Origin of the sequence: Azospirillum sp. TSH58 (genome assembly GCF_003119115.1) — a bacterium.
Taxonomy (GTDB): Bacteria; Pseudomonadota; Alphaproteobacteria; order Azospirillales; family Azospirillaceae; genus Azospirillum.
In genome coordinates this window covers 207,396-234,228 of sequence record NZ_CP022366.1, presented here as the reverse complement: position 1 = coordinate 234,228, position 26,833 = coordinate 207,396, and the positions used below count along the sequence as shown (strand labels likewise).

26 protein-coding genes are annotated in these 26,833 nt (G+C 70.1%); 3 read left to right on the top strand and 23 right to left on the bottom strand.

What is annotated here, in order from left to right; all coding sequences use genetic code 11:
- The 4 genes from TSH58p_RS19745 to TSH58p_RS19730 form a co-directional block, all read right to left on the bottom strand.
- Positions 1-1,110, bottom strand: a complete 1,110-nt coding sequence (locus TSH58p_RS19745) for an FkbM family methyltransferase (RefSeq protein ID WP_109068449.1) — start codon at positions 1,108-1,110, stop codon at positions 1-3.
- 138 nt (positions 1,111-1,248) lie between these two features.
- A complete protein-coding gene (locus TSH58p_RS19740; RefSeq protein WP_040137885.1) occupies positions 1,249-1,491 on the bottom strand; it encodes a hypothetical protein in 243 nt (80 codons plus the stop codon).
- Positions 1,492-1,600: 109 nt separating this feature from the next.
- Positions 1,601-2,029 carry a VanZ family protein gene (locus TSH58p_RS19735; RefSeq protein ID WP_109068450.1) on the bottom strand — a complete coding sequence of 143 codons (429 nt, stop codon included), beginning with the start codon at positions 2,027-2,029 and terminating at the stop codon, positions 1,601-1,603.
- A 100-nt stretch (positions 2,030-2,129) separates the two neighbouring features.
- On the bottom strand, positions 2,130-2,330 hold the full coding sequence (locus TSH58p_RS19730) for a hypothetical protein (RefSeq protein WP_014200194.1): 201 nt from the start codon (positions 2,328-2,330) through the stop codon (positions 2,130-2,132).
- 306 nt (positions 2,331-2,636) lie between these two features.
- Here TSH58p_RS19730 and TSH58p_RS19725 point away from each other — a divergent pair, with 306 nt between their 5' ends.
- Positions 2,637-3,317, top strand: a complete 681-nt coding sequence (locus TSH58p_RS19725; RefSeq protein WP_109068451.1) for a response regulator transcription factor — start codon at positions 2,637-2,639, stop codon at positions 3,315-3,317.
- Positions 3,318-3,377: 60 nt separating this feature from the next.
- Here TSH58p_RS19725 and TSH58p_RS19720 read toward each other — a convergent pair whose 3' ends face one another.
- From TSH58p_RS19720 to ptsP, 5 genes are all read right to left on the bottom strand, one after another.
- Positions 3,378-4,982 (bottom strand): sensor histidine kinase, encoded by a 1,605-nt coding sequence (locus TSH58p_RS19720; protein WP_109068452.1) that lies wholly within the window; start codon positions 4,980-4,982, stop codon positions 3,378-3,380.
- 132 nt (positions 4,983-5,114) lie between these two features.
- Complete coding sequence (locus TSH58p_RS19715) at positions 5,115-5,699, bottom strand: DUF6655 family protein (protein ID WP_109068453.1); 585 nt, start codon at positions 5,697-5,699, stop codon at positions 5,115-5,117.
- Between the two features lie 262 nt (positions 5,700-5,961).
- Positions 5,962-7,704: a fructose-specific PTS transporter subunit EIIC gene (locus TSH58p_RS19710; protein WP_109068454.1), complete on the bottom strand. Its 1,743-nt coding sequence runs from the start codon at positions 7,702-7,704 to the stop codon at positions 5,962-5,964.
- Between the two features lie 32 nt (positions 7,705-7,736).
- A complete protein-coding gene (gene pfkB / locus TSH58p_RS19705; protein WP_109068455.1) occupies positions 7,737-8,702 on the bottom strand; it encodes a 1-phosphofructokinase in 966 nt (321 codons plus the stop codon).
- Positions 8,699-11,245, bottom strand: a complete 2,547-nt coding sequence (gene ptsP / locus TSH58p_RS19700; RefSeq protein WP_109068456.1) for a phosphoenolpyruvate--protein phosphotransferase — start codon at positions 11,243-11,245, stop codon at positions 8,699-8,701. Before ptsP ends, pfkB begins: the two co-directional genes overlap by 4 nt.
- A 221-nt stretch (positions 11,246-11,466) precedes the next feature.
- Between ptsP and TSH58p_RS19695 the strand changes: the two genes are divergently transcribed.
- Positions 11,467-12,492: a LacI family DNA-binding transcriptional regulator gene (locus TSH58p_RS19695; protein WP_109068457.1), complete on the top strand. Its 1,026-nt coding sequence runs from the start codon at positions 11,467-11,469 to the stop codon at positions 12,490-12,492.
- A 135-nt stretch (positions 12,493-12,627) separates the two neighbouring features.
- Here TSH58p_RS19695 and TSH58p_RS19690 read toward each other — a convergent pair whose 3' ends face one another.
- The 14 genes from TSH58p_RS19690 to TSH58p_RS19620 form a co-directional block, all read right to left on the bottom strand.
- Complete coding sequence (locus TSH58p_RS19690; protein ID WP_109068458.1) at positions 12,628-13,392, bottom strand: TetR/AcrR family transcriptional regulator; 765 nt, start codon at positions 13,390-13,392, stop codon at positions 12,628-12,630.
- A 91-nt stretch (positions 13,393-13,483) separates the two neighbouring features.
- Positions 13,484-14,098, bottom strand: a complete 615-nt coding sequence (locus TSH58p_RS19685) for an isochorismatase family protein (RefSeq protein ID WP_109068459.1) — start codon at positions 14,096-14,098, stop codon at positions 13,484-13,486.
- Entirely contained in the window at positions 14,095-15,141 is a 1,047-nt protein-coding gene (locus TSH58p_RS19680) for a 2,5-dihydroxypyridine 5,6-dioxygenase (RefSeq protein WP_109068460.1), read from the bottom strand. The genes TSH58p_RS19685 and TSH58p_RS19680 overlap by 4 nt, the downstream gene beginning before the upstream one ends.
- A gap of 27 nt (positions 15,142-15,168) precedes the next feature.
- Positions 15,169-15,984 (bottom strand): alpha/beta fold hydrolase, encoded by an 816-nt coding sequence (locus tag TSH58p_RS19675; protein ID WP_109068461.1) that lies wholly within the window; start codon positions 15,982-15,984, stop codon positions 15,169-15,171.
- A gap of 12 nt (positions 15,985-15,996) precedes the next feature.
- Positions 15,997-16,752 carry an Asp/Glu racemase gene (locus TSH58p_RS19670; protein ID WP_109068462.1) on the bottom strand — a complete coding sequence of 252 codons (756 nt, stop codon included), beginning with the start codon at positions 16,750-16,752 and terminating at the stop codon, positions 15,997-15,999.
- Positions 16,753-16,904: 152 nt separating this feature from the next.
- Positions 16,905-18,116 (bottom strand): FAD-dependent monooxygenase, encoded by a 1,212-nt coding sequence (locus TSH58p_RS19665; protein ID WP_109068463.1) that lies wholly within the window; start codon positions 18,114-18,116, stop codon positions 16,905-16,907.
- A 99-nt stretch (positions 18,117-18,215) separates the two neighbouring features.
- Positions 18,216-18,980, bottom strand: a complete 765-nt coding sequence (locus TSH58p_RS19660; RefSeq protein WP_109068464.1) for an ABC transporter ATP-binding protein — start codon at positions 18,978-18,980, stop codon at positions 18,216-18,218.
- Positions 18,977-19,777 carry an ABC transporter ATP-binding protein gene (locus TSH58p_RS19655; protein WP_199230032.1) on the bottom strand — a complete coding sequence of 267 codons (801 nt, stop codon included), beginning with the start codon at positions 19,775-19,777 and terminating at the stop codon, positions 18,977-18,979. Before TSH58p_RS19655 ends, TSH58p_RS19660 begins: the two co-directional genes overlap by 4 nt.
- Positions 19,774-20,745 (bottom strand): branched-chain amino acid ABC transporter permease, encoded by a 972-nt coding sequence (locus TSH58p_RS19650; RefSeq protein ID WP_109068465.1) that lies wholly within the window; start codon positions 20,743-20,745, stop codon positions 19,774-19,776. Before TSH58p_RS19650 ends, TSH58p_RS19655 begins: the two co-directional genes overlap by 4 nt.
- A gap of 1 nt (position 20,746) precedes the next feature.
- Positions 20,747-21,619 (bottom strand): branched-chain amino acid ABC transporter permease, encoded by an 873-nt coding sequence (locus tag TSH58p_RS19645; protein ID WP_014200179.1) that lies wholly within the window; start codon positions 21,617-21,619, stop codon positions 20,747-20,749.
- A 99-nt stretch (positions 21,620-21,718) separates the two neighbouring features.
- Positions 21,719-22,855: an ABC transporter substrate-binding protein gene (locus tag TSH58p_RS19640; protein ID WP_109068466.1), complete on the bottom strand. Its 1,137-nt coding sequence runs from the start codon at positions 22,853-22,855 to the stop codon at positions 21,719-21,721.
- 264 nt (positions 22,856-23,119) lie between these two features.
- A complete protein-coding gene (locus TSH58p_RS19630) occupies positions 23,120-23,509 on the bottom strand; it encodes a hypothetical protein (RefSeq protein ID WP_109068467.1) in 390 nt (129 codons plus the stop codon).
- Between the two features lie 93 nt (positions 23,510-23,602).
- Positions 23,603-23,881, bottom strand: a complete 279-nt coding sequence (locus tag TSH58p_RS19625) for a hypothetical protein (RefSeq protein WP_109068468.1) — start codon at positions 23,879-23,881, stop codon at positions 23,603-23,605.
- Positions 23,882-24,023: 142 nt separating this feature from the next.
- Entirely contained in the window at positions 24,024-25,295 is a 1,272-nt protein-coding gene (locus TSH58p_RS19620) for an amidohydrolase/deacetylase family metallohydrolase (RefSeq protein ID WP_109068469.1), read from the bottom strand.
- A 694-nt stretch (positions 25,296-25,989) separates the two neighbouring features.
- Between TSH58p_RS19620 and TSH58p_RS19615 the strand changes: the two genes are divergently transcribed.
- The gene (locus TSH58p_RS19615; protein WP_109068470.1) at positions 25,990-26,826 is read left to right on the top strand and encodes a sulfite exporter TauE/SafE family protein; all 837 of its coding nucleotides are present in this window, start codon (positions 25,990-25,992) and stop codon (positions 26,824-26,826) included.
- The last annotated feature ends 7 nt before the right edge of the window (positions 26,827-26,833 follow it).

Here is a 26,833-nt window from a genome sequence, read left to right as displayed (position 1 = left end):
TCAGCCGGGCCGGCGGACGTAGAGCGCGTCGCCCCAGCTGTGATGGTAGGGGCTGGTTTCGGCGACGCGGGCGAAGCCGTGGGCGAACAGGATGTCGTCCACATCGGCGGCGAGGCCGGAGCCCTCGTACAACTCCGCGTAGCTCACCTCGGTCACCACCGCGTCGAACCGGGCGAGCAGATCGCGGCAGCCGTTGAGAATGCGGCACTCCGACCCCTGCGCGTCGATCGCCAGCACGTTGAAAGCCTCCGGCGCGAGGCCGTTGGATGCCAGCAGGTCCGGCAGGGTCCGGGTCTCCACCTCGATGACCTCGTCGACGGTGATGTGGGGATAGACGGCCAGATGGCCGGTCGGCTCCAGCAGGGAGCTGGACTGGCGGCTCGACATGCGGGAGAAGCGCGCCCGCCCGGCCGTGTCGGACACCGCGGCGTTCAGGCAGACGACGTCGCCGTTGCCGGCGAACCGGGCCTGCAGCGTGGCGAAGGTCGCCGGGTCGGCCTCGACGAACAGGACGCGGGCGGCGCCGGCCTCCTTGTAGTTGGCGTATTCCTCCCCCTCATGGGCGCCGACATGGAGGATGCCGCGCGGCACGATTCCATGGCGGGGGAACAGCTCCTTGTAGCGGAACATGCCCTGGCTCCGCACGAACAGCCGGTTCCAGTGCCGGGGGGCGACCGCCATGTGCGTGCCGCCGCGCCCGTCCGCCGGCGGCGCGGCGCGGAACTCCAGATTGCGGTCGGCGAAGCGGAACAGCGAATAGCCGTGGGCTTGCAAGCGCGCGTAGAGCGCGGCCAGTTGCCCGCCGGCCTCGGCCTCCTCGAACTGGAGGAAGTCGATGCGGCGCAGGCGCAGCAGAGCGGCGGCGCCGTCCAGCACCGCCAGGGCGTCGCCGCAGCCGTCCAGAACCAGCCAGTCGATGTGGCGCGGCCCAACCGCATCGCACCACGCGTCGAGTTCCGGCGAGGAGGATGGTCGGGCAAGGCATGCCCGGCCGGCGGTGGCGTCCGTCCAACGCCCGGCACCGGTTCCGACCGCCACCAGGGTGGCCTCGGGCGGCAGGAAGGCTTTTTGAAGCGTGAAACCGGGAAGGGGGAGCGTTTCGTGCTTCATCTCAATCACCGTCCTGGGCCTGATGAACAGTCCCAAGGGATGATCGCGGCCGCTTCCCGTCGCCTTGGCACGGTCGCCATTGTGGAAGCGGACGCGGGGCGGGTCAACGGCGCCGCCCCGATCGCATTGGCTGCCGTATCAGGCCGCGCGGTGGAGGAAGCCCAGATGCTGCGGCGCCAGGGTGGAAGCCCATTCCTCCGCCGCATCCTGCGCCTCGCGGCGGGTGGCGAACCAGCGGGCGTCGGGGGTCCAGCTCAGCCCCTCATGCTCCGCGTGCCAGTTCCACCAGCCGTCGGTGGCCTCGCAGACCGTCAGCATCACGCCGAACGCGGATTCCAGGGCGCGGGCGCCGGTCTTAGCCTTTTCGTTATGCCAGTCCATAAGCGTTACTCCAGATGTCCTGCCTTTCGGCATAGCATAGTTCGGTAGACGAACAAAACCAAAAACGGAGGAGGCTGCTCGGGATTTCCGGTCCGGACGCTGCGTCCCCTCACTCCGGTAAGGACGCGAACGCCGTGGGCGGCGTGACTATTCCATGGCGCGCGCGCCGCGCGCGTTCGACGGCCCGATGTCCCAGCCGGACGGTCATGATTGCCAGTGCGATCCCCACGGCGTTTCCGGCCAGATCGGACAGGCTGGCCTCGCGTCCCGGGACGAAGGATTGCGCCACCTCGATGGCGGCGCCGAGCGCGAAGACCGCCAGCACCGCCAGGAGGGCGGCGCGCCGGCCGGCGCTGGCCAGGATGCCGAGCAGGGTCAGAAGCCCGAAGGCCCCGGTGTGCACCAGCTTGTCGAAGCCGTAAAGGCCGCTGGGCGCCAACTGCGGCTGCAGCGCGGCCCAGAAGGCGATCCCCATGAGCCCGAGAAGGGCGCAGAGCGCCAGCCGGCGCCAGACGAGGGGAAGTGGGCGGAACGTCATGACGGCCTCCTGCGACGAAGGCCATCCTGCGCGGAACAGTATCAAGAGCCGGTTAACCGCCGCCCGTCCGCGCTGTGACATCAGGCGGGCAAGGCTCGTTTCAGGAACCGGTCGCCAGCCCCATGGCAATGCCGCGCGCTTCGGTGAAGGCGGCGCGCTGCTGCACCAGCGTCCCGTCGGCGTAGACGCCCCAACCGCTCTGCGAGCCGGTGGCGTGGTAACGGATTTCGATCCGGCGGTGACAGTCCTGCATCACGAAGTGACAGGGACTGATCTTCTTCCACATGGACACCATCGGCATGTCGGGCACCCATCCAAGCGATGAATTACGATGACTGTACCAATGGCCGATTATGGTTGCCGTGATATTAACGAGACGGCGTCCGATTCCTGCGCAAAATGGGTAGAGACCTGTTCAGGCTGGGTTTTTCTGGGTTTCCGGGCATCCGGGAGCGCCCTGGACCGGCTTTCCGGGGAGGGGCATATGCCCGATGGGAGGACGTGCCTCGGACTTCATTGGTTAATATTCTACTAACGGACGGGTAGCCGGCCCGCCAACGATAGGGTAGGGTTGCTCATCTCAATCACCTTCGAGAGTGACTGGACGATGCAATCGGTCTCCATCTTTCTGATCGACGCCAACAAACTGTTCCGCGAAGGCATGAAGGCCCTCTTCTCGGAAGGGGAGTTCCGCATCACGAAAGAGGCCGCCAGTTTCAGCGACGTACCGCCGCCGGGCATGATGGAGGGCGACACGCCCGAACTCATCATGATGGACCCGGCTTCCGCCAACGGCACGGTCCAGGCCGTGACCGTCCTGCGGGAGCAGTATCCGAGCGCGCGGCTCGTCCTTCTGGCCAGCCACCTCGACGCCCAGGAAATGGCCAACGCCATCCAGGCCGGCGCCGACGCTTTCCTGATGAAGGACATCTCTCCGGCCGCGCTGGCGCAGTCGCTGCGTCTGGTGATGATCGGCGAAAAGGTCTTCCCGACCCACCTCGCCGCCCTCCTCATCACCGGCAAGGCCGGCGCCAACACCAGCGCCAACGGCCCGACCGCGGCCAAGGGCCTGTCGCAGCGCGAGACGCAGATCCTGGAGCGTCTGCTGCAGGGTGACAGCAACAAGATGATCGCCAATCATCTGAACATCACCGAAGCGACGGTGAAGGTTCACCTGAAGAGCCTGCTGCGCAAGATCAACGCCTCCAACCGCACCCAGGCGGCGATCTGGGCGCTGGAGAACGGCTTCGGCGGCAAGGTGGAAAAGCCGATGGAAGCCGTCGCCTAAGGTTCAGGACGCCGCGCCATCCCGGGACCCGGTGGCTTCGACGCCCGACCGCTGGAACGGTCAGGCTGGAAAAGTCAGAACGAAGCGGGTTCCGGGGCGGCCGCCCTGATCGGGGCGGTCGATCTCCAGCTTTCCACCCAGCTGGCGCACCAGACCGTGCACCAGCGTCATGCCCATGCCCTGGCCCGACCCGGCGGGCTTCACCGTGCCGGCGCCGTCCGGCAGGCCGGCCCCGTCGTCGGTCACCGTCAGCCGCCGGTCGTCTCCGCAGGCTTCGAACCGCACCGTCACCGTTCCCCGCTGCTGGGCGCCGAAGGCGTGCTTCAGGGCGTTCAGCACCAGCTCCGTCACGATCAGCCCCATGGACGAGGCCTGCGCGGCGGGCATCGGGATTCCGTGCGCGGCGTCGATGACCAGGGTGCAGCGGCCTGAATCGATGAAGGCGCCGGTCAGGCTTTCCCCCAGCCGTTGCAGATAGTCGGCCGCGTCGAGCGTGGCGAGGTCGTTGCGCGTCGCCTCGAACAGGCGGCGCTGCACCAGCGCCATCGCCTGGATGCGGGAGAAGGCCTGCTCCACCGCCTTGCGCGCCGCCGGGTCGGTGACCGTGGCGGTCTGCATCGACACCAGCCCGTGCAGAAGCTGGAAGCTGTTCATGATGCGGTGGCTCATCTCGTGGGCCACCAGCTCGCTGCGCCGGGCCTCGTCCAGGGCCGCGGCAAGGTCCTGCGCCGCCCGCTTTTCCGCGTCGATGTCGCTGACCACGGCGACCACGCCGGTGATCCGCCCGTCGCCGTCGCGCAGCGGGGCCGCCGACACGCGCGTCCAATGCTCCGTCCCGTCGGCGGCGCGGTGCAGGAAGTCCATGCCGGGCACCACGATCTCGCCCCGCATGGCGCGCGCGCCCGAGAAATCCTTGCGCTCGACCGGCCGCCCGTCGGGGTGGAAGGCGCGCCAGCGCTGCGCCTCCCGGTCGTCGGCGGAGGGCAGCGAGCCGTTGGTGTACTCGCGCATCAGCCGGTTGTTGCGGGTGGTGCGGCCCTGCGCGTCGTAGACGGCGACGCCGACCGGAAGATGCTCCAGCACGGAGGAGAGCAGCGCCTCGCTGGACTGGCGCTCCCGCTCCGTCCGGTCCCGCTCGATCAGCAGGGCGGCGGTGTGGGTCAGCAGATCCACCGATTCCAGGTCCAGCGGGCCGGGCGCGCAGGGGGTGGCGTGGTAGATGGTGAAGGCGCCCAGCACCGTGCCGCTGACCGCGCGGATCGGGGTGGACCAGCAGGCGGCGATGCCATGCTCCCGCGTCAGCGCGTGGTAGGGCGCCCAGCGCGGGTCCAGCGCGACATCCTCGACCACCACCCGTTCCCCGCTGTGGGCGGCCAGACCGCAGGAGGGGGCATGCGGACCGATCTCGAATCCGTCCACCACCCGCGTGTAGGTGTCCGGCAGGCCCGCCGCCACGCCGAAGCGCAGGGTGAGACCGCCCTCGTTCACCAGAAAGATCACCGCCCGCGCGCCGAACTGCTCGGCGCCCGCCCGCACCAGCAGAGCCAGCACCTCGTCCAGGCCGGCGCCGCCGATCGCCCGCTCCAAGGCGGTCTTCTGGGCAAGCAGCAGCCGCTCCGATCGCCGGACGCCGCCGATGTCCCTCTCCGCCCCATGAACGTCCACGATGCCGTCGCCTTTTGCGCCAGATGCCGCGCCCCGCGGGGACACGGCATGTTACGCGCCCACCCCCAGCCGCGCCAGAGAATGCGGCATGGCTTTGATCGGGCGCAGGGAGCTTGCGCGGAAATGTCCGCGTCAGTTGGTGTCTTCGGGATAGGGGGGCGAGGTGCGCCAGGAGAACAGCGTCATCGCCCGGTAGCTCTGCTCCCCCGAGAGTCCGTAGGCCGGCTCGGTCGAGGCGACCAGGGCGCCGGTCTGGTTGTCGTAGGCGAAGGCGGAGAATTTCGCGACCGCCTGGTTCTCGGTGGAGCTGTAGACCGACGCCTCCGGCAGGGTGATCGCGCCGGGCAGGGTGATCGGTGGAATGCCCAGCACCGTCTTGCTCTGGTTCACCGACAGGGCGCCCAGCCGGATCTCGATGATCGTGTCGGCGGCGGCCCGGTCGGTGACGAGGCGGATGCCCTGGCGCAGCAGCGATTCCTTGATCGCGCTGGCGGCGTATTTGGCGTCGGTGCCGTCGAAGTTGCCGGTGTCCAGAAAGGCCCGCTTGTCCGCCGGAAGATCCAGCCGCAGGCGGCCGGCGGCGTTGTCGGCGGCGCTGGAGATCAGGAGCTGTTCGGTGGCGGTCCGGGACGGAAGGCTTTCCTTCACATCGGTGCATCCGGCAGCCAGGGCCGCGGTGGCCGCCAGCGCTGCGATGATCGGTCTGTTGCGGGGCATTCGGGTCCTCGTGCTTTTCCCCTCCGGCTTCTCAGGTTCGCCCGGTCGGGGCAAGGGAGAGATTTGGGACCGGCCCTGCACAGCGCAAAACACGCAGGGCAGAAAAAAAGCCACGCATGGAAACCATGCGTGGCCTGAGTCTAGGGAGGAAACGCCCTATAGAGCGTGCTGCCGAGGCAGCAAAACAAAGATAGGGCCGGGGAAGCGTTCTGTCCAGGGGTTATGTAAACGTTTTCATCTCGACGATGCTTTCGCAGCGCTGTTACGCCGTCACCATGGTACTGGCCGGACGCTTCAGGACGCGCAGCGCCACCGCCGTCGTGACCGTCCCGGCGACCAGGGCCACGACGTAGCCCGCCAGATGGGTGACGGCGTTGGGGATGGGCAGGACGAAGATGCCGCCGTGCGGGACCTTCAGCTCCGCCCCGATGCCCATGGAGATGGCGCCGGTCAGCGCCGCGCCCAGCACCAGCGCCGGGATGACGCGCAGCGGGTCGCGGGCGGCGAAGGGGATGGCGCCCTCGGTGATGAAGGCGATGCCCAGGATGCCCGCGGCGTTGCCGGCCTCCCGCTCCTCCCTGGTGAAGCGGTCGGCGAAGAGCTTGGTGGCGAGCGCGATGCCCAGCGGCGGCACCATGCCGGCGGCCATGGCGGCGGCCATCGGGGTGTAGACCTGGGAGGCGATCAGGCCGGTGGAGAAGGCGTAGGCGGCCTTGTTGACCGGCCCGCCCATGTCGAAGGCCATCATCGCGCCGATCAGCAGGCCGAGCAGGATCGCGCTGCTGCCCTGCATGCCCTTGAGCCAGGCGCTCAGCGTCGCCAGGGCCTCCGCCACCGGAGCGCCGACCACGTAGATCATGGCGAGGCCGGTGATGAGGGAGCCGAGAAGCGGCAGGATCAGCACCGGCTTCAGCCCCTCCAGATTCTTGTGCAGCCGGATGTTGCGGTTGAGGAAGCTGGTGGCGTAGCCGGCGATGAAGCCCGCGACGATGCCGCCGAGGAAGCCGGCGCCGAGATTGGCGGCCAGGATGCCGCCGACCATGCCCGGCGTGATGCCCGGCCGGTCGGCGATGGAGAAGGCGATGTAGCCGGCCAGCGCCGGAACCATCAGCGCGAAGGCGCCCTTGGCCCCGATCTGGAACAGCGCGTTGCCCAGCGTGCCCTGCTGGCTGTCCTCGAACACGTAGATGCCGCCGAGCGCGAAGGCGATGGCGATCAGCAGGCCGCCGGTCACCACGAAGGGCAGCATGAAGGACACGCCGGTCATCAGATGCTTGTAGGGGCCGCTGCGCTGCGCCGCCGCGTGCTCCGCCTTGGCAGCCTTGCCCGCCGCCACGCCGTCGGCCAGCGCCGGGGCGGCGCCGTGGGGCTGCGCCTCGGCCAGGGCGCGTTCGACCAGGGCGCGGCCGTCGTTGATGGCGGGCTTGGTGCCGCTCTTGAAGACGCGCTTGCCGGCGAAGCGGGCGAGGTCGACCTGCGTGTCGGCGGCGATCAGCACGACGTCGGCCTCGCGGATCTCCTGCTCGGTCAGCGTGTCGCGCGCCCCGACCGAGCCCTGGGTCTCGACCCGCACGGCGTGGCCCAGCGCCTGGGCGGCCTGCTGGATGCCCTCCGCCGCCATGAAGGTGTGGGCGATGCCGGTGGGGCAGGAGGTGATGGCGACGATCTTCTTCGCGCCCGTTTGCGCCGGGGCTTGGGCCGGGGCGGACGCGAGCGCCTGTTCCAGCACGGCCCGCGCGTCGCGCAGCACGGCGTCGAGCGCCGCGGCGCTGCGCTTCAGCCCGGCGAAGCGCTCCTCGCCCAGATCGCCGGAGCCGACGAGAATGACCCCCTGCGCGCCCTGCGCCGCCCCGGTGGGCAGCGTGTTGCGGACGCCGAGGCTGGAGCGCACCTCCACCTGGATGGTGTGGCCGAGCGCCGCCGCGGCCTTGCGCAGCGCTTCGGCGGCCAGGACGGCCTGGGTGCTGAGATCGCCCGCCGCGATCACGGCCAGCATGTTCGCCATGGTTTCCTCCCGAGCGGTCGCCCGCTCCCCGTTCATTGAAGCGTTGTGAGTTCGACCCGCTCGGCCAGCGCGCGGACCGCGTCCGCCCCCGGCAGGTTGGGTCCGAAGCAGCCGAGCTTCGCCGTGGCGAAGGCCACGGACAGGCGGGCGACACCTTCCAGCGACAGATCCGCCCCGAAGGCGGCGATCAGCCCCGCCACCATGGCGTCGCCGGCCCCCACCGTGCTCAGCGCGTTGACCGCCGGCAGCCGGGCGTGCAGCGCCGGGCCGTCGGCCACGAACAGCGCGCCGTCCGCCCCCAGCGAGACGACCACGACCGCCACGCCGCTGCGGTGCAGGCCGCGCGCCGCCTCCAGAAGGTCCGCGGTGGCGGGCAGGGGCGTGCCGGCCCAGGCCTCCAGCTCGTGCCGGTTGGGCTTGATGCAGAAGGGCAGGTCCGGGGCGGCCAGCGCCGCCGCCAGCGGCGGGCCGCTGCTGTCCAGAACCACGCGGGCGCCCTGGGCGCGCAGGTCCGCCGTCAGCGTCGCGTAGCTGTCCGCTGGCAGCCCGTCCGGCAGGCTTCCCGCCAGCAGGACCGGCGTGCCGGGCAGGACCAGCTCGCGCAGGGTGCGGCGCACGCGGTCCAGCGCCTCGGCGTCGGCGGTCAGGCCGGGCAGGTTGAGGTCGGTGGTGTCGGCGGCGGCGCGGTCGGCGATCTTCACGTTGACCCGCGTCTCGCCGGGCAGCCGGACGAAGCGGTCGGCGATGCCCTTGGCGGCGAACAGCGCCTCGAAGGCGGCGGCGTTGCCGGCGCCCAGCAGGCCGGTGGCGACGACGGGCGTGCCCCAGTCGGCGAGGCAGCTCGCCACGTTCACGCCCTTGCCCCCGGCGTTGCGCCGCACGGCGCCGGCCCGGTGCACATGGCCGGGGCGCAGCGCCTCCACCGTGATGGTCTGGTCGATGGCCGGGTTCAGCGTGACGGTGACGACGGGCCGGATGTCTGCTTCGGGCGTGTTCATGCCTCATCTCCGTCGAGCGCGCGCACCGCGTCGGCGGTCTCGCACTCCAGCGCCCGCCGCGCGGATTCCTGCAGGGCGGAGAGGTCGCTGCCGCGCAGCCGGTCCTTCACGGCGGGGATGTCGCGCGGCGTCATGGACAGTTCCCGCACGCCGAGCCCGGTCAGCAGCGCCGCGCCGAACGGGTCCCCGGCGATGCCGCCGCAGACGCCGACCCAGCGGCCGTGCCGTTCCGCCCCCTCCACCGTCATGCGGATCAGCCGCAGCACGGCGGGGTGCAGGCTGTCGGCCTCCGCCGCCAGTTCGGGGTGCTGGCGGTCGATGGCCAGCGCGTATTGGGTCAGGTCGTTGGTGCCGATGGAGAAGAAATCGACATGGCGGGCCAGCACGTCGGCCTGGATGGCCGCCGCCGGAACCTCGACCATGATGCCCAGCGGCACGGCGGGGGCGTCCAGCTCCGCCCGGATGCGCTCGCAGGCGGCGCGCAGGGCCTGCACCTCGCCCAGCGCCGTGATCATCGGGAACATGATCGACAGGGCTCCGCCGTCCTTGGCCCCACCGTCCTTGGCGGCGCGGTAGAGGGCGCGCAACTGCGTCTCCAGCAGTTCGGGCTTGCGCAGCAGCAGGCGGGCGCCGCGCACGCCGAGGAAGGGGTTCTCCTCGTGGGGAAGCTGGAGGTGCGGCACCTGCTTGTCGCCGCCGATGTCGAGCGCGCGGACGATCAGCGGACGGCCCTCCAGGGCGGTCAGCATGCCGCGGTAGGTCTCGTACTGCTCGTCCTCGCCGGGGGCGTCGCCGCGCTCCAGGAACAGGAACTCGGTGCGCATCAGCCCGACGCTCTCCGCGCCTTGCGACAGGGCGACCGCCACTTGGTCGGGGCGGTTGACGTTGGCGCCGATCTCCACCTCGTGGCCGTCGCGGGTACGGGCGGGCAGGCCGCGCCGGGCCTCCTCCTCGGCCTTGCGGGCCTCCTCCCGCGCGATCCAGGCGCGGGCGTCGGCGGTGTCGGCCTCGGCTGGGGACAGGTGCAGGCGCCCGGTCTGCCCGTCGAGGATGGCCGGGGTGCCGTTTGCCAGCTCCATCAGCGCGGCGCCGCCCGCCACCATCGCGGGAAGCCCCAGCGTGCGGGCCAGGATGGCGGTGTGGGAGGTCGGGCCGCCCTGCGCCGTCGCCAGCCCGATCACCCGCGCCATGTCGAGCGCCGCCGTGTCGGAGGGCGACAGGTCCTCGGCGATCAGGATGCAGGGGGTGTCCGGCAGGTCCGGCGCCCCGCCGGCGCGCAGCGCCGGGTCGATGCGCGCCAGGACGCGCTGGCCGACGTCGCGCAGGTCGGCGGCGCGCCCGGCCAGCACGGGGTTGTCGAGCGCGGCCAGCCCGGCGGCGGTGCGCTCCACCGCCTGATGCCAGGACCAGGCGACGCCGTGCCCCTCGACCATCAGCTGGCAGGCCAGCGTCACGAGGTCGGTGTCGTTCAGGATCTCCGCCTGGGCGGTGAAGATCGCCGCCTCCGACGGCCCAAGCCGGCGGGCGGTGTCGTCGGCCAGCGCCTTCAAGGTCTGGCGGGTCAGGCTCAGCGCCTCGTGCAGGCGGTCGCCGCCCTCGATCAGCGGGACCGGCTCGTCGGGCACGGTCACCGCGGCGCGCGGCAGCACATGCACCGGGCCGATGGCGAGGCCGGGGCTGGCGGCGATTCCCGGCACGGCGGGCAGCGGGTTCGGCGGCGTCCAGCCGCGCGCGGGCGCGCGGGCCTTCTGCGCCGCGGCGGCGGCGTCCGCCTTCTCCCGCGCGGTCAGCCGGGTGATGGTCGCCTTCATGCGGGCGAGCGCCGCCACGGCGTCCTCGCCCTCCGCCGAGACGACCACGCTGTCGCCGGCGCGCAGGCCGAGCTGGAGCAGCGCCACCAGCGCCTTGGCGTCGGCCACCAGATCGCCGTGGCGGACCTGGATGCGGGCGGCGGACGCGCGCGCCGCCTCCACCCAGGCGGTGGCCGGGCGGGCGTGCAGGCCGGTGGGGTAATCGACCACCCAGTCGAACCGCTCCGCCAGGTCGCCGCCCGGCGTGGCCGGGGCGGTCACGGGCGCGTCCTCGCCGAGGGCGGCGGCGAGGGCGGCGGGGTCGGTGACGGTGAACAGGGCGGTCAGCCGCGCCTCGTCCTGCATCAGCCGGGTCAGGCGGCGCAGCACGGCGATGTGGGCGTCGGACTGGGCGGCGATGGCGACCACCAGATGGGCCGTCTGGCCGGGATTCCATTCGATGCCGCCCGGCACCTGGAGGACGGCGATGCCGTTGCGGCGGACCATGCCGCGGTCCTCGACCATGCCGTGCGGGATGGCGACGCCGTGGCCGAGGAAGGTGTTCGCCACCGCTTCCCGGCGCAGCATGCTGGCGGCGTAGGCCGGATCGATGCAGCCGGCGGCGATCAGGAGCTGGGCGGCCTCGCGGATCGCCTCTTCCTTGCCGGCCGGGCTGGCGTTCAGTCGCAACAGATCAGGCCGCAGCAGATCGGTGGGCGTGAGCGTGAGGGTGGCGTTGGTGTCGGGGGCCATGGCGGGTCCGTCTCCTCCGTTCGGTTTGGCGCCGGGCGGTCTTGGGTGTCGTCCTTGCAGCGCTGTTATTGAAAACGATTACATCTGGATCTGTCAACGGAGTTCGCATTGAATCCGCCGACTCCTTCGGGCAGACTGTGCCGTATGGGGCGGGTGGATGGCCCTAAGGGATGGAAACGATTTCAAAAGCAGTTTCAAGACGGATCGGTGACCGCATCATCATGAGCGACAGCGTCAAAGCCACCAGCATCAAGGCCATCGGTATCAAGGATGTCGCCCGCGAGGCCGGGGTCTCGGTCGCCACGGTGTCGCGGGTGCTGAGCAACGGCCCGGTCAGCGACGCGCTGCGCGCGCGGGTGGAGGACGCGGTGCGGGCCACCGGCTACCGCCCGAACCTGTCGGCGCGGCGGCTGCGCTCGCAGCATTCCCAGACCATCGGGCTGATCGTCTCGGACATCCGCAACCCCTTCTTCACCGCGGTCAGCCGCGCGGTGGAGGACGCCGCCTTCCAGGCCGGCATGCGGGTGATCCTGTGCAACACCGACGAGAACCCGGAGCGGGAGGCCATGTACCTGCGGCTGATGCAGGAGGAGCGGGTGACCGGCCTGATCTTCGCGCCGACCCGCGCGACGCTGGCCCAGCTCGACCGGACCGACCTGGATTTCCCGGTGGTGCTGATCGACCGCAGCGCGCCCGCCGGGCGGTTCGATTCGGTGGTGCTGGACAACCTGCAGGCCGCCGCCCTTCTGGTCGATCACCTGCATAAACAGGGCTACCGCCGCATCGCCGGCCTGTTCGGCAACACCAGCACCACGGCGGTGGAGCGCCACGCCGGCTATCAGGCGGCGCTGGCCGCCCATGGGCTGCACGCGGAGGCGCGCTTCGTCCCTCCGACCGCCGAGGCGGCGGAGGCGGAGATCGCCCGCTGGCTGGCGGAGGCGCGGCGCTCCGGCGCCATGCCGGACGCGGTGATGGTCAGCAACAGCCTGCTGCTGATGGGGGTGGTGAAGGCGACGCGGACGCTGGGACTGACGATTCCCGGCGATCTGGCGGTGGCCGGTTTCGACAACGAGCCCTGGACGGAGCTGGTCGGCCCCGGCCTGACGGTGATCGAACAGCCGGTCCATGAAATCGGGCGGGCCGCCATGACGCTGCTGTTCGAACGGCTCGACGATCCGGAGCGGGCGACGCGCAAGGTGGTGCTGTCGGGGACCTGCGTGGCCCGGGGATCGACGGGGGTGGGGTGAGGGGGGAGTGGTTGCGGCGGTGCCCCCACCCAAACCCTCCCCCGCTGCGCAGGGGAGGGCTTAAACTCCTCCCCCTGCGAAGCGGGGGGAGGTCGGGAGGGGGGCACCAAGGCAACTGCTCTCCAACAACAAAACCTATCCCCGCTTCCTCTTCCCCGGCGCCCGCACGGGGTCCGGCACCGGGGCCAGCATCCCGGCGCTGACGAAGCTGCTGATTTCCGTGATGATCTCGTCCGGGTCGCCGGGGTTGCAGATGCCCGGCGCCAGCTCCTCCAGACGGTGGGTGTCGGAGAAGGCGTAGAGATAGGCGCCGATCATCAGCGTCATCCGCCAGTAGACGTCCCGCTCCGACAGATGCGGCAACGCCTCCTTCAGAGCGGCGGCGAAGATGCGGGTCGAGGCGTCGTAGGCCTCGTTGCGCAGCTTGTAGGAAATCTCCGGCGGCTCGGTGTGCAGCCGGGCCTGGAGCCGCATGAAGGTGCGGCCCCCCTCCGTCTCGCGCATGGCCAGCGCCGGCATCAGGAAGGCGTAGACGATGTCGCGCACCGGCGGCGGCGCAGGCCCGCGGCGCAGCGCCTCCAGCCGCTCCATGCGCTCGTCGGCGATCTTCCGGCCGCGGCGCAGGAAGACCTCCTCGAACAGCCCGTGCTTGGACCCGAAATAATAGCTGATGAGGGCCTGGGTCACCTCGGCCCGGTCGGCGACGTTGCGCAGGCTGGTGCCGGCGTAGCCGAGGTTGGCGAACTCCAGCTCCGCCGCGTCCAGGATCTGGTCGCGCACGTTGCTGGTGCCCTCCGGACGGCCCGGGCCGGCGCGGCGGCTGCGCGGGGGACGGCCCCGCGCCGGACCGTTCTCCGGCGCGGTGTCGGCGACGGGCGCGCCGTCCTGGACTTTGCTCATCGGTCGGCTCATCTCACTCCCGGCGGCACTCTTCGGATGGAAAGTCTAACATGGTGCAACGCCTGATCCTCTTTTCAACCCCGGCTGCGTCTCACAAGGCGAGAACGCGCTCCGCCGGCACCACGTCGCCGTATTTCTGGCCGATGTCGAACAGATTGGCCTCGTGCGGCGCCAGGGCGCGGTCGCCCACGCAATCGGCCATGACGACCGGGCGGAAGCCATGGCACATGGCGTCCACCACGCTGGCCCGCACGCAGCCGCTCGTCGTCGCTCCGGCGATCAAAAGAGTCTCGACGCCGCGCTGTGTCAACCACGGCGCCAGCCCGGTCCCGAAAAAGGCCGACGGCACCGTCTTGCGCACCACAAGCTCCCCCGGTACCGGAGTCAGCTCCGGCACGATGGCGCTGATGGCGGCGTGCTCGGTCAGGGTCTGCATGCCCGGCACCTTGATGGAGAAGACGTTCCCGTCCGACCCGTCGTCGGCGTAGACGATCCGGCTGTGGGCGACGAACCAGCCGCGCTGCCGGGCCTTCGCCAGCACCTGCGCCGTGCGGGCGATGGCCGGCGCGATGTTGCCGCCGCCGAACACCGCCGGGTCGGCAAAGCCGTTGACGAAATCGACGATCAGCAAGCCGATCTGGCCCTGGATGCCCAGCGACCGGCCGAAGCCCTGCCGCTCGTAGACGGCCTGTTCCGAAACACTCATGCCAGTTCCTTTCCGGCCAGCAGCTTGCCCTCGCGGACGACCTCGCGCCCGTCCAGGCGGACGGTGCAGTTCCGCATGGGAATGTCGATGTGGCAGGCGGTGGTGCGCGACCCGCCCGCCTCGTTGTTGGGGCCGAGCGAGAAGAGGAAGTTCCCGGCGAAGGCCCGGGCGTCCATGCCCAGCGTCTGCTCCCGGTCGTAGAGGCCGAGCGTCGACCAGCGCGCCCGCTTCTGCGTGCCCCAGCCGATGTGGGAAATGGCGTAGGCCTCCGGGTCGGCGAAGGCGTCCATGTAGTCGTTCAGCAGGTCGGCGTCCAACCCGCCGGTGATGGCGGTGACGTAGCCCCTCTCCACCGTCATCTCGATCTGCGAGGTCAGGTAGGACTTCATCGGCAGGAGGATGTCGCCCTTGTCGAGGACGATCCGCCCGCCCGCCTGCCCCTCGTTGGGGAAGGTGAAGCCGAAGCCGCTCGGCCAATGGTCCCAGCGCCCCGGCTCGTCGACGAAGCCGTATTCCTGCACCGTCGGGAATTCGCCGATGGGCAGGCGCAGGTCGGTGCCGGCCTGGGAGGTGACGTGCATCTCCTTGGCCGCCTTCAAAAGCGCCGTCGCCTCGCCGACGGTCGCCTTGTCCTCCAGGCTGGGCAGCAGGCGGACCAGCACCTCCGGCGGCTCGACGGCGAGGAGAATTTTCGTGCCGCTCTCCAGGATCTCCATCTGCTCCGGCGAGAAGAGGAGGGTCATCAGGTCCAGCACCAGATCGCTTTCCTTCAGCGCGGCCATGGCGGCGCGGTTGCCGGTCAGCGGGGTGGTGCCGAGATAGGCGAGGCTGTCGCGGCTGTGGGCGTGCTCCGCGTTGACCGGCGGCAGGTCCAGCCGATTGACCCGCGCCCCCAAATTGGTTGCGGCGATCAGGGCGGTGCGCAGGGTCTGCGGGTGGGTGCCGTCGCTGGTCAAGACGGTGACCACCTCCTGCGGCTTCAGCTTCGACAGGGTCAGAACATGGGTCCAGGCGCGGACCATATCGGCGTCACTGACGGGCATGATGCGTGTCCCTTTCCGGTTGAGCGGTCAGACGGCGGTGCCGAGGAAGGTGCCGAAGGCGCGGTAGAAGCCCTCCGCGTCGTCCCAGGGGATCATGTGCCCGGCCCCCTCGACGCGGGTGACGGCCAGCTCGGGCTGGAGGCTGCGGATCTCCGCCTCCTCTTCGGGCCGGATGACGTCGCCGCGCCCGGCGGCGATCAGCAGGGCCGGGCAGGGGATGCGCGGGAAATCGGCGTGGATGTCGTCGGTCTGGAAGTCGTTGAAGGCGGTGACGATGGCCCGCTCGTCGCAGGTGTGCAGCCATTCGGCGCGCAGGCGGAGCTGCTCGTCCGTCCAGGTCGGGCAGAAGGGCCGCATCGCCTCCAGGTCGGCGCCCTCGCGCATCAGGCGGATGGAATCCACGTACCAGGGCAACTGCGCCGGGTAGGGACGGCGGCCCGGCCCCGAGACCGGCGGATCGACCATGACCAGCCGCGCCGGGGCGGCGCCATGGCGGCTGACCGCGCGCAGGCCGATGCGCGCACCCATGGAGTGGCCGACCAGCGCGTAGTCGCGCAGGCCCAGCGCCGCGGCGAAGGCCGTCACGTCGGCGGCCATGGCGTCCAGCCCGTAGTCGAGCGCGTCCGACGCCTCCGACAGGCCGCGCCCCCGCACGTCGAGCACGTAGGTGTCGAAGCTGCGCCCGAAGCGCTCTGCCACGAAGCCCCAGGTGACGGCGGGGCTGGTGATGCCCGGCACGATCACCACGGGACGGGTTTTCCCCTCGCCGCCGTAGCGCAGATAATGCTGGCGGATGCCGTTGGCGCGGACGTTCGCGCCGTAGCGGTAAGTGCTGCTGGTCATGGAAACCCCCGCTCAGTAGGCGCCGGAGAGCAGGGCGCCGGCCCCCGGAACGCGCGTCGGCAGGCCCAGCGCCTTCAGCTTGGCGTAGGTGGTGGCGACGGCGGCGCTCAGCACCGGCTTGCCGGTCATCGCCTCGACCTGCGCGATGGCGGGCAGCGAGGGCATCTGGACGCAGGCCGACAGCACCACGGCGTCCACCCCGGCGGTGTCCATGCCGGCGACGATCCCCGGCAGGCGGGACGGGTCGTGGCGTCCGACCTCCAGATTGTCGGGGATCTCCAGCGCGCGCCAGTCGATGACCTGCACGCCCTCATGCTCGATGTAGTCGACGACGAGCTGGGCCAGCGGCTTCATGTAGGGAGCGACCAGGGCGATACGCTTGGCGCCCAGCACGTGCAGGCCGTCGACGAGCGCGCCCGCGCTGGTGATGACCGGGGCGGCCCCGCCATTCTCCACGGTGCGCCCGTGCAGCCGCTCCTGCGAGACGCGGTGATAGCCCTTGCCCATGCTCATGATGGCGACGAGGCAGGCGTAGCCCAGCACGTCGACGCGGGCGTCCGACAGCTCCAGCGCGCAGCGGTCGGACTCGGCGTCCATGGCGGCGAGTTCCTCCTTCTTCACCGTCTTCATGCGCATGCGGCTGGAATGGAAGGTGAAGCGGGTGCCGTGCGCCAGCGCGTGGGCGGTCAGCATCGCCGGGATTTCCGTCTCCATGGTCGTGTTGGAGGAGGGGACGATCTGGCCGATGCGATAGGTCTTGCTGTTCATGGTCGGTCCTTGGAGATGTCTTCTGGCGGCTGGCTCTCGTTGCTGCCCTTGCCCCCACCCCGGCCCTCCCCCGCTGCGCGGGGGAGGGAGAATCAGGCGAAGCGGCGGCAGTCCCCTCCCCTGCGCAGCGGGGGAGGGTTAGGGTGGGGGCATCACGCGACGAGGCGCGGCTTGTCGGAGAGGTTCGGGCGGAAGGCGCGGGCGTCGTACTGGTAGACCCAGTTGGCCTGGATGCCGGTGGCCTGCGGGTTGAAGAGTCCGCGCAGCCAGTACATGAAGTCGCGCTTCGCCTGGGCCAGCGGGGAGGGCAGGTGGTAGGTCCGCCCGCGCTCCCGCGCCTCCAGCTGGACGCGGCTGGTGCGGGGAAGCCGCTCCGCCTCGTAGTCGCGCAGCGCAGACGCCACGTCGCTGCCGTGCCCCTTCAGGGATTCGGCCAGCACATAGGCGTCCTCGATCGCCATCGCGGCTCCCTGCGAGAGGAAGGGCAGCATGGGGTGTGCTGCGTCGCCCATCAGCGTGATGCGGCCCTTCGACCAGCTCGTCATCGGGTCGCGGTCGAACAGGCCCCATTTGTAGACCTGGTCCACCTTGCTGAAGAGCGTCTCCACGTTGCGGTGCCAGCCGCGGAAGGCGCCGAGCATCTCCTCCTTGCTGCTGGGGGCGTTCCAGGACTCCTCCACCCACTCCTTGGTTTCGGCGACCGCCACGATGTTCACGGCCTTGCCGCCGCGCACGTAGTAGGTCACGACGTGGCTGTGCGGCCCGAACCAGAAGGAGGCGTCGGGGCTGACGTAATCCACCACCCCGCCGGTCGGCACCACCGCGCGGTAGCACATGTGGCCGGTGAAGCGCGGCGCCTCCGGCCCGAACAGGGCGGAGCGCACGACGGAGCGCACGCCGTCCGCGCCGACGATCAGGTCGGCCTCGAACTCGCTGCCGTCGCTGAAGCTGGCGACCGCCGTGCTCTTGTCCTGGCGCACGCCGGTGCAGCTCACCCCGAAGTTGGCGACGCTCTCCGGAACCAGCGAGGCCAGGATGGCGTGCAGGTCGGCCCGGTGGATGTGGATGAAGGGAGCGTCGTAGAGGACCGGGCAGGTCTCGATCAGCGGCGTGCGGAAGCTCTCCCGCCCGCTGCGCCAGTTGCGCCCGACCAGCGACTGCGGCAGGAAGCCGGCGGCCAGCATCTTGTCCAGAAGCCCCAGCGACTTGATGACCTTCACCGCGTTCGGCGTCATCTGGATGCCGGCGCCGATCTCGCCGAAGCCCGGCGCCCGCTCGAACAGGCGGACCTCGAAGCCGCGCTGGAGCAGGCTGCCGGCCAGCGCGACGCCGCCGATGCCGCCGCCGACGATGCCAATTCGCATGTTGGTTCGCACTCTTGCCTCCTGAAGGACGGCGACCGAGAATTGTTCGGTCGTTCGTTTAATTGTTCGTAACGCGGCCTTTCGCCGTCGCTGTGGCCTTCAGCCGCCCAGATAGGCGCGCAGCAGGTCGGGGTCGCCGCGCAGCTCCGCGGAGGGGCGGCTGGCGGTGATTCGGCCCGTCTTGACCACATAGGCGCGGCTGGCGACGCCCAGCGCGTTGTGGATGTTCTGCTCGACCAGCAGGACGGTGACGCCGTGGGCGTTGACGGAGCGCACCACGTCGAAGACCTCGTCGGCCATCTTCGGGCTGAGGCCGAGGCTGGGCTCGTCCAGCATCAGCAGCCGCGGCTCCGACATCAGCGCGCGGGCGATGGCGAGCATCTGCTGTTCGCCGCCGCTGAGCGTGCCGGCCATCTGGCGCGACCGCTCGCGCAGGCGTGGGAAGCGGTGGAAGGCCATGCCGATGCGCCGCTGCACCTCCTCGCGCGAGCGGCAGAGATAGGCGCCGAGCGCGATGTTCTCCTGCACCGTCATGTTCGGCCAGACGTGCCGTTCCTCCGGGCAGTGGGCGATGCCGGCGGCGACGATGCGGTCGGCGGGCAGGTTGGCGATGGACTTGCCGTTCCAGACGATGGTGCCGGAGCGCGCCTTCAGCAGACCGGAGATGGCCCGCAGGATGGTGCTCTTGCCGGCGCCGTTGGCGCCGATCAGGGCGACCGTCTCGCCGGCCCGCACGTCCAGCGACACGCCGTGCAGCGCGGCGGTGGAGCCGTAGGCGACGTGCAAGCCCTCCACGGCGAGGACCGGCGCGTCGGCGGCCCGCGCGATGGCGGAGGGGGAGGGGGATTCGGAGAGCAGCGTCATGCGGCGGCCTTTCCGAGATAGGCCTCGGCGACCTGCCGGTTCTCCAGGATCTCGGCGGGCCGGCCCTCGGCCAGCTTGCGGCCGAAGTTGAGGACGACGATCCGGTCCGACACCGACATGACCAGATCCATGTTGTGCTCCACGATCAGCAGCGCGTCGATGCTGCGCCCGACCAGCGTCTTCAGCACCGCGCCGAAGGTCCCGGCCTCGTGGCTGTTCAGCCCGGCGGCGGGTTCGTCCAGCATCAGCAGGCTGGGCTTGGCGGCCAGCGCCACCGCGACCTCCAGCAGGCGCAGCTCGCCGCAGGACAGCAAATGCGCCGGGGCGTTCATGCGCTGGGCCAGACCCATCGTCTCGACGATGGCGGCGGCGCTCTCCCGCGCCTCCCGCTCGGCGCGGCGCACCGCCTCGCCGGGGAAGAAGGTGGCGAGGAGGGATTGCCGGCTCGCCATGTAATGGCCGGTCAGCACATTCTCGAAGACGGTCAGCCGCTTCATGACGTTGGTCTTCTGGAAGCTGCGGACGAGGCCGAGGCGGGCGATGGCGTGGGGCTTGCGGTTGGTGATGTCCTGCCCCTTGAAGCGCACCCGCCCGTTGCTCGGCGCGTAGAAGCCGGTCAGCATGTTGAAGCAGGTGGTCTTGCCGGCGCCGTTGGGGCCGATCAGGCCGACGATCTCGCCGGGCTGGATGTGGAAGCTGAAGTCCTTCACCGCGGTGATGCCGCCGAAGGTCATGGTCAGGTCGTCGGCGCGCAGCAGCGGCTGCCGGTCGGCCGTCGGCTCGGTTGTCGCCGTCATACGGTGCGCTCCTTCGCGGCGTTGAGGGTCGGCTTGGCGGCCTGCTGCTCGCGGCGCTGGGCGATGAAGCCCATCAGGCCGTTGGGCAGGAACAGGACGATGGCCATGACGATCAGCCCGAACAGGGTGAGGCGGAGTTCCTGCACCTCGCGCAGATATTCCTCCAGCACCGTCACGATCACCGCGCCGGCCAGCGGGCCGATCAGCGTGCCCTTGCCGCCCAGCAGCACCATGATGATCATCGTCGCCATGAAGGCGAAGCGGAACACCTCCGGCCCGACGAAGGAGATGTAGTGGGCGTAGAAGCCACCGGCCAAACCGGCCAGGAAGGCGCCCAGCACGAAGGCCTGCATCGCCGTGCCGAAGGGATCGACGCCGATGGACTGCGCGACGTAGCGGTTCTCGCGCACCGCCACCGCCGCCCGGCCGGCGTTGGAATAGACGAAGCGGTAGGAGAGGTAGAGCGCCACCGCGGCGATGGCCAGCACGATCAGGAAGAAGCCGGCCTTGTCGGTGACCGCGACGTCCCCGAACAGGTTCTGGCCGACGCCCGCCAGCCCCATCGGGCCGTTGGTCACCGCGATCCAGTTGTTGGCGACGATGCGCAGCACCTCGGCGAAGGACAGGGTGACGATGACGAAGTAGGGGCCTTGCAGCCGCAGCGTGATCGCCCCGATGGCGAAGCCGAAGACGGCGGAGACCAGCCCGGCCAGCGGGATCGTCACCCACATCGGCATCCCGGCCTGGGTGGACAGCAGCGCCGCCGTGTAGGCGCCGGTGCCGAGGAAGGCGGTGTGGCCCAGCGAGAACTCGCCGACATAGCCGACCACCAGATTGAGGCTGCTCGCCAGCACCGCGTAGAACAGCGCCATGATGGCGAGGTGCAGGATGTACTGGTCCGTCACCGCGAAGGGCAGAAGCGCCGCCCCGGCCAGAAAGGCCAGCAGGATGTTGCGTTCCAGGGTCATGTCAGGCCCTTTCCGTGCGGATCGAGAACAGGCCCTGGGGCCGGAACAGCAGGATCAGGATGACCAGGACGAAGCCGATCACGTCCACCATGCCCATGGAGACGTAGCCGCCCCACATCGCCTCGGCGACGCCCAGCAGCAGGCCCCCGGCGATGGCCCCGGCGAAGCTGCCCATGCCGCCGAGGATCACCACGACGAAGCTCTTCAGGCTGATCAGCCCGCCGACCGACGCCTGGGCGGAGTAGATGGAGGCCAGCAGCATCCCCGACAGCGCGGCCAGCGTGCAGCCCAGCGCGAAGGTGGCGGCGTAGACGTGGCCGGTGCGGATGCCGGCGAGGCTGGCGGCCATCGGGTCCTGGAAGGTGGCGCGCATCGCCGCCCCCAGCCGGGTCCGGCGGATCAGCAGATGGGCGCCGACGATCAGCGCGATGCCGACGGCCACGGCGAGCAGGCGCAGCTTGGTCACCGCGATCGGGCCGAAGAACAGCGGCCCTTCGGCCACCGCGCCGGCCACCTTCATGGGCGCCGGGCCGACCAGCAGGAGCGTGCCGTTGACCAGGAAGATCGACAGGCCGATGGTCAGCAGGATGCCCGGCTCCTCACCCTGGCCGCGCACCCGCTCGATCAGGAAGCGGTCGACCAGCCAGCCGACGGCGGCCATGAAGGCGGCGACCACGATCAGGCCGCTGAAGAAGTCGAGGCCCAGGTAATTGGTGACGAACCAGCCGCTGACCCCGCCCAGCATGTAGAATTCGCCATGGGCGAAGTTGACCACGCGCATCAGGCCGAAGATCAGCGTCAGGCCGAGGGCGGAGAGCGCGTAGAACACGCCCATCACCAGCCCGTTGGCCAGGAACTGCGGAAAGAGATCCATGACGTTCTCGCAAAAGCAGGCCCGCACAAACCGTGCGTTGGATCGGTGCGCGCCGCGGGGACGGTGCCGTTGGGACCATCACCGCGGCGCGTCCGCCGGTCAGTGCGGCGCGTCCACCGGGGTGGAGGCGATCACCTTCGGCTCGCCCTTCTCGATCCGCACCAGCACCGCGTCGAAGCCGTAAGCCTGGCCCTTGTCGGTGAACTTGTAGACGCCGTTCGGCGCCTCGTAGCTGGTCTTGGCGAGCGACGCCCGGATGGCCTCGGCGTCGGTGCCGCCGGCCCGCTCGATGGCCTGTCCGGCGATGTTCAGGGCGTTGTAGCCGGCGGCGCCGTACTTGCCCGGCTTGATGCCGTACTTCGCCTGGTATTTCTGGACGAAGGTCTGGTTGCGCGGGGTGTCCATGCTGGAGGCGTAGGGGACAGCGGCGTGAATGCCCTCCGCGGCCTCGCCGGTCAGGTTGATGAAGTCCGCGGTGGCCCAGGAGCCGACGCCGAACACCTTGGTGTCCAGCCCCATCTCGCGGATCTGCTTGACCAGGATGGAGCCGTCCTGCGTCTCGGCGGCGACGAACACGCCGTCCGGCTTGGCGGCGCGCAGCTTGGTCAGCAGGGTGAAGAAGTCGGTGGCGCCGTGGTCGAAATACTCGGTCAGCACCGTCTTGACGCCCAGCGCCGTCAGGTCGCGGGAGAACTCCTCGACCCCGCCGCGGCCCCAGTCGTCGTTGACGCCGATGTAGGCGACCTTGGTCAGCTTCAGGTCGTTGGCGAGGATCTTGGCGAAGGCTTCCGCCATCAGCGCGTCCGTCTCGGCGGCGCGGAAGAAATAGGGGTTGCCCTGTTCCGTCAGGCTGGCCTTCGACGACACTCCGGTGATCAGCGGCAGCTTGTATTTCTGGGCCACCGGCATGATCGCCGCGGTGGCGGAACTGCAGAAGGCGCCGACCAGCGTGACGACCTTGTCCTTCTGCACCAGCTTCTCGACGGCGTTGACCGAGTTGGCCGGGGTGCACTGGCCGTCCTCGACGATCAGTTCGATCTTCTTGCCGAGGACGCCGCCTGCGGCGTTCATTTCCTCGACGGCGAGCCGGGCGCCTTCCACCACGGACTTGCCGTTGTAGGCGACCGATCCGGTCAGCGGCTGGACCAGCCCGATCCTGACCGTGTCCTGCGCCTGCGCCGGAACCGACGCGGCGACGCCGGTCAACAGCAGGCCGCCCAGTACCACGTTTCTCATCTCTCCCTCCGCGTTCGACGGTGATGTCGCGATGACGGCGAATGACGATTCCCTGTCGGCGCCCCGCCGCTCTCGGCGTGGGCGCGTCGGCCCGTTGCGGGAACGCGCGCCGTTGGATGCGGCAACCGTTCCCGTGTTTTATTATACGGCCAATTAATTATGCAGGGATGCTAACGGTCGCGTCGCGGCGCTGTCAATCGCTTTTCCGACGAAGACGGTTGGGGATTTTTTGCGGCGGTGTTTTGCGCGCGGTCGGCGCGCTCCTCAGCGGAGCGCGTCGAGCGTGTCGGCGTTGGGGCAGAGCCGGGCGTGGTCCGGCTGCGCGCACCCCTCGGCCAGCAGGCGGCGGCAGGTGCGGGCGCTGCGGCAGAGCGCGCAGACGCGCTGCAGATCGTTCAACAGGTCGGGGCGGTCCTGTTCCACCGCGGCGCCGTCGACGCCGTGCAGCGCCATCGCGGCGGGAAGCAGCGCGCCGACATGGCCGGCGCGCAGGACGGCCGGCGCGGTCAGGTCGGTCAGCCCGGCGTCGGCCAGCACGCGGTCGCGGTCCTGCGGGGCCAGCGCCTGGAGCGCGTTCAGGGAGCGGACGCCGCGCCAGCCGCGCAGGAGCGTCGCGCACAGGCCCTCTTGCGGCGCGGGGGCGGGGGTGGTCATGGGAATCTCCGAAGCGGGTTATTAATCGTTCGATTAATATTCCCGGTCGGAGCCCCCGACGCCTTGATGTGGATCAGCCGCGCACGGTTTTCATCACAAGGCCGGACGTGTCCCGACGCAGCGCACGGCGTAGCGCCGGAAGCCGAATCCGGACTCGCCCTCGCACCGCTCCACCACGAAGGCCGCGCGCCTTGTGACGACGCGGCTTCCCGTGGCGAGCGGGGCGTCGTGCGCCAGCTCCAGCATCATGCGCTGCTGGCGCTGCGGGTGGGACAGCAGCAGGGCGCGGGCCTTGCCCAGCCGCCGCCCCTCGGCGTCGCGGCAACGGGCCGGGACCTCGAACATCCAGAAGGCGAGCGCGGCTTCGGACATGAGCGGAGTCCTCTTGGGAGGGGAAGATGTTCGGGTGTCGACGGTGCCCCCACCCCGGCCCTCCCCCGCTTTCGCAGGGGAGGGAGACCGTCCCCTCCCCCGCCCAGCGGGGGAGGGTTAGGGTGGGGGCGAGTCCGCCGCCTTACGCCGCGACCGGAATCGGCTTCGGCAGCAGCGGGCTATCGACCTCCTGCACCACGCCGTCGCGCAGCGAGAAGGCCGGGACGATCATCTCCGGCGCGGTCACCCGCTCGCCGCTGTTGTCGCTGAGCTGCCAGCGGCCGGCCTTGACCTCCAGAACCGCCACGTCGGCGGCCATGCCCGGAGTCAGCGCGCCGATCTCGTCGGCCATGCCCAGCATGGCGGCGGGGTTGCTGGTCACCGTCTTCAGCACGTCGCCCAGCGCCATGCCGAGCGTCAGAAGCTCGGTCATCGCGTGGGTCAGGCTGAAGGGGGCGACGCCGTAGAAGGGGTTGGCCTCGCGGTCGCCGCCGGCACCCGTGACCGGGGCCTTCACGTTGTAGCCGTGCAGGTCGGCGCCCAGCGTGTAGGGCAGGATGCCCGCCGCCAGCGTCCGCCGCGCCATCTCGAAGCTGAAGTGCGAGCCGTGGCCGACATCGACGGTCAGGCCGCGCTCCAGCGCCTTGTAGATGACCGGGTGCACCTCGCCGGTGCGGGTCGAGATGAAGCCGCCGGGGTGCCGGGTGAAGGGGTGGGCCAGGATGTCGCGCTGATCGAGCAGCGGGACCAGCTCCTCCACCAGCATGTCGGGGTCGACGGCCTCGCCGCCCTCCACCTCCGGCCAGAGCTGGCCGAGATGGACGTAGAGCGGCACGCCGATGCCGTCGGCGATGCGCTTGGCCTGCTTGATGACGTCGAGACCCCAGCGCGAGGCGCCGCCGACTTCGGCATGGGCCTTGATGCCCTTCACGATGTCGCGGTTCTCGCGCCCGACGCGGATGGTGGCGTCCACATCGACGCAATCCGGGCGGTAGAGCTGCGGGTAATAGTGGCCCTCCAGCCCGCCGACCAGATAGGCCGACAGGAAGCACAGCGTGCGCGAGCGCGCCGGCTCGGCGATGAAGCGGCGGAAGGCCGGCAGGGTCATCAGGCTCGGCCCGCCCTGATCGACCAGCGTCGACACGCCGGAGCGCACGCCCACCATGTCCGGGTTCAGCCCGAAGCGGCCGGTGACCTTTTCGAAGACGTGCGCGTGGGTGTCGATCAGGCCCGGCGTCACGAGCTTTCCGGAGACATCGAGGATGGTGTCGGCGGCATCGTCGGGCAGACGTTCCGCCACCGCCGCGATGCGGCCCTTCGCGACCGCCAGATCGCCGACCAGATCCAGCCCGTTGGCCGGATCGAGAATCCGTCCGCCGCGGAGCACGAGGTCGAACGTGTGCGTCTCTGACATAACCCACCTTCTTGCGCTGATTTTTATCTGGCCGTCCCTTCAGCAAGGGCCATGCCAGGGCGGGGCGGGTTTGTCGGGGCGCACAAAACTTCAGCATGCTGACGAATGACCGTCCGTTGGGCAGTCGGTGGTCAAAATACGCACAATACGGCATACCACGGCATGCGCCCGCCGCCCTCCGGCGCGCCGTTTTCCGCAGTATACTGATGATTCAGGGTCGGGCGGCATGGCGTGGCACCCTGCCGCCGATTTGTGCACGAACGCAGCCGCCAAGGGGGAAACCAGGGGTTTTGAAGGGTTTCAGGGGAGCATGGCGGCCGTCGCGGCAGGGCATGCGCCGGCGATCCACAAGCGTCGGTAGATCGTCAGTATACTGATTAATGCCCGCGTGACAGGCAGAGGTTGCGCACGAATGAGGCGGAGGGCCTTGGCGCCCGGAGTTCGCGATTATTGATTGTTTTTCAATGTAATGGCGTGCGCTTTCCAGGAACCGCGCGGCCCTTCCTTCACTCCGTTTGCCCAACATTGGGGCGATTTCCGGCCCGGACGCCGTGCCGCGCCGTCCCTCCCGGCAAACCGAAATGCGCAGTGTTCTGCCGGTTGGCACGGCGTTCGCAAAGGGATGGGAAACCAACGGAAAAAGTCGGATATCCATAAAAATGAGAGGGTTTCTGCATTTGTGGCGGGGCATCCCGTGACCGGGCTGGGGATCGCGGCGGTGCCGCAGCTTCCCATTCTCGGCGGCGGGCTGCTGCTGGCCGGCGGTTTCGCCGGGCTGGCGGCCGGCCTGATGGGGGTCGGCGGCGGCATCGTGATCGTGCCGGTGCTCTATCATCTCTTCACCGCGCTGGGCGTGGACGAAGCCGTGCGCATGCACGTCGCGGTCGGCACCTCGCTCGCCACCATCATCGCCACCTCGCTGACCTCGCTGCGCGCCCACCGTCGCCGCGGCGCCGTGGACGGCGAGCTGCTGCGCGCCTGGGGGCCGGCGATCTTCCTCGGCGTGCTGGCGGGAACGGCGGTGGCCGGCGTGGTGCGCGGCCCGGTGCTGACGGCGGTGTTCGCTGCGATGGCGGTTCTGGTCACGCTGCACATGCTGTTCGGCAAGGCCGACTGGCGCATCGCCGACGGGCTGCCGAGCGGCGCGCCGCGCCAGGGGTTGGCCGGCGGCATCGGCATGATGTCCGCCATGATGGGCATCGGCGGCGGCACGCTCAGCGTCCCCATCCTCACCCTGTTCGGCTACCCGATCCACCGCGCGGTCGGAACGGCGGCGGCGCTCGGCTTCATCATCGGCGTGCCGGGAACGGTGGGCTTCGTGCTGACCGGCTGGAACGTGCCGGGCCGCCCGGATTTCAGCCTGGGCTACGTCAACCTGCTGGGGCTCGCGCTGATCCTGCCGGCCTCCATGGCGATGGCGCCGCTTGGCGCGCGGCTCGCCCACAGCCTCGACACCCGCGTCCTGCGCCGCGTCTTCGCCCTGTTCCTCGGGCTGACGGCGGCGCGGATGATCTACGGCCTTCTTCCCTGAGGTTCCC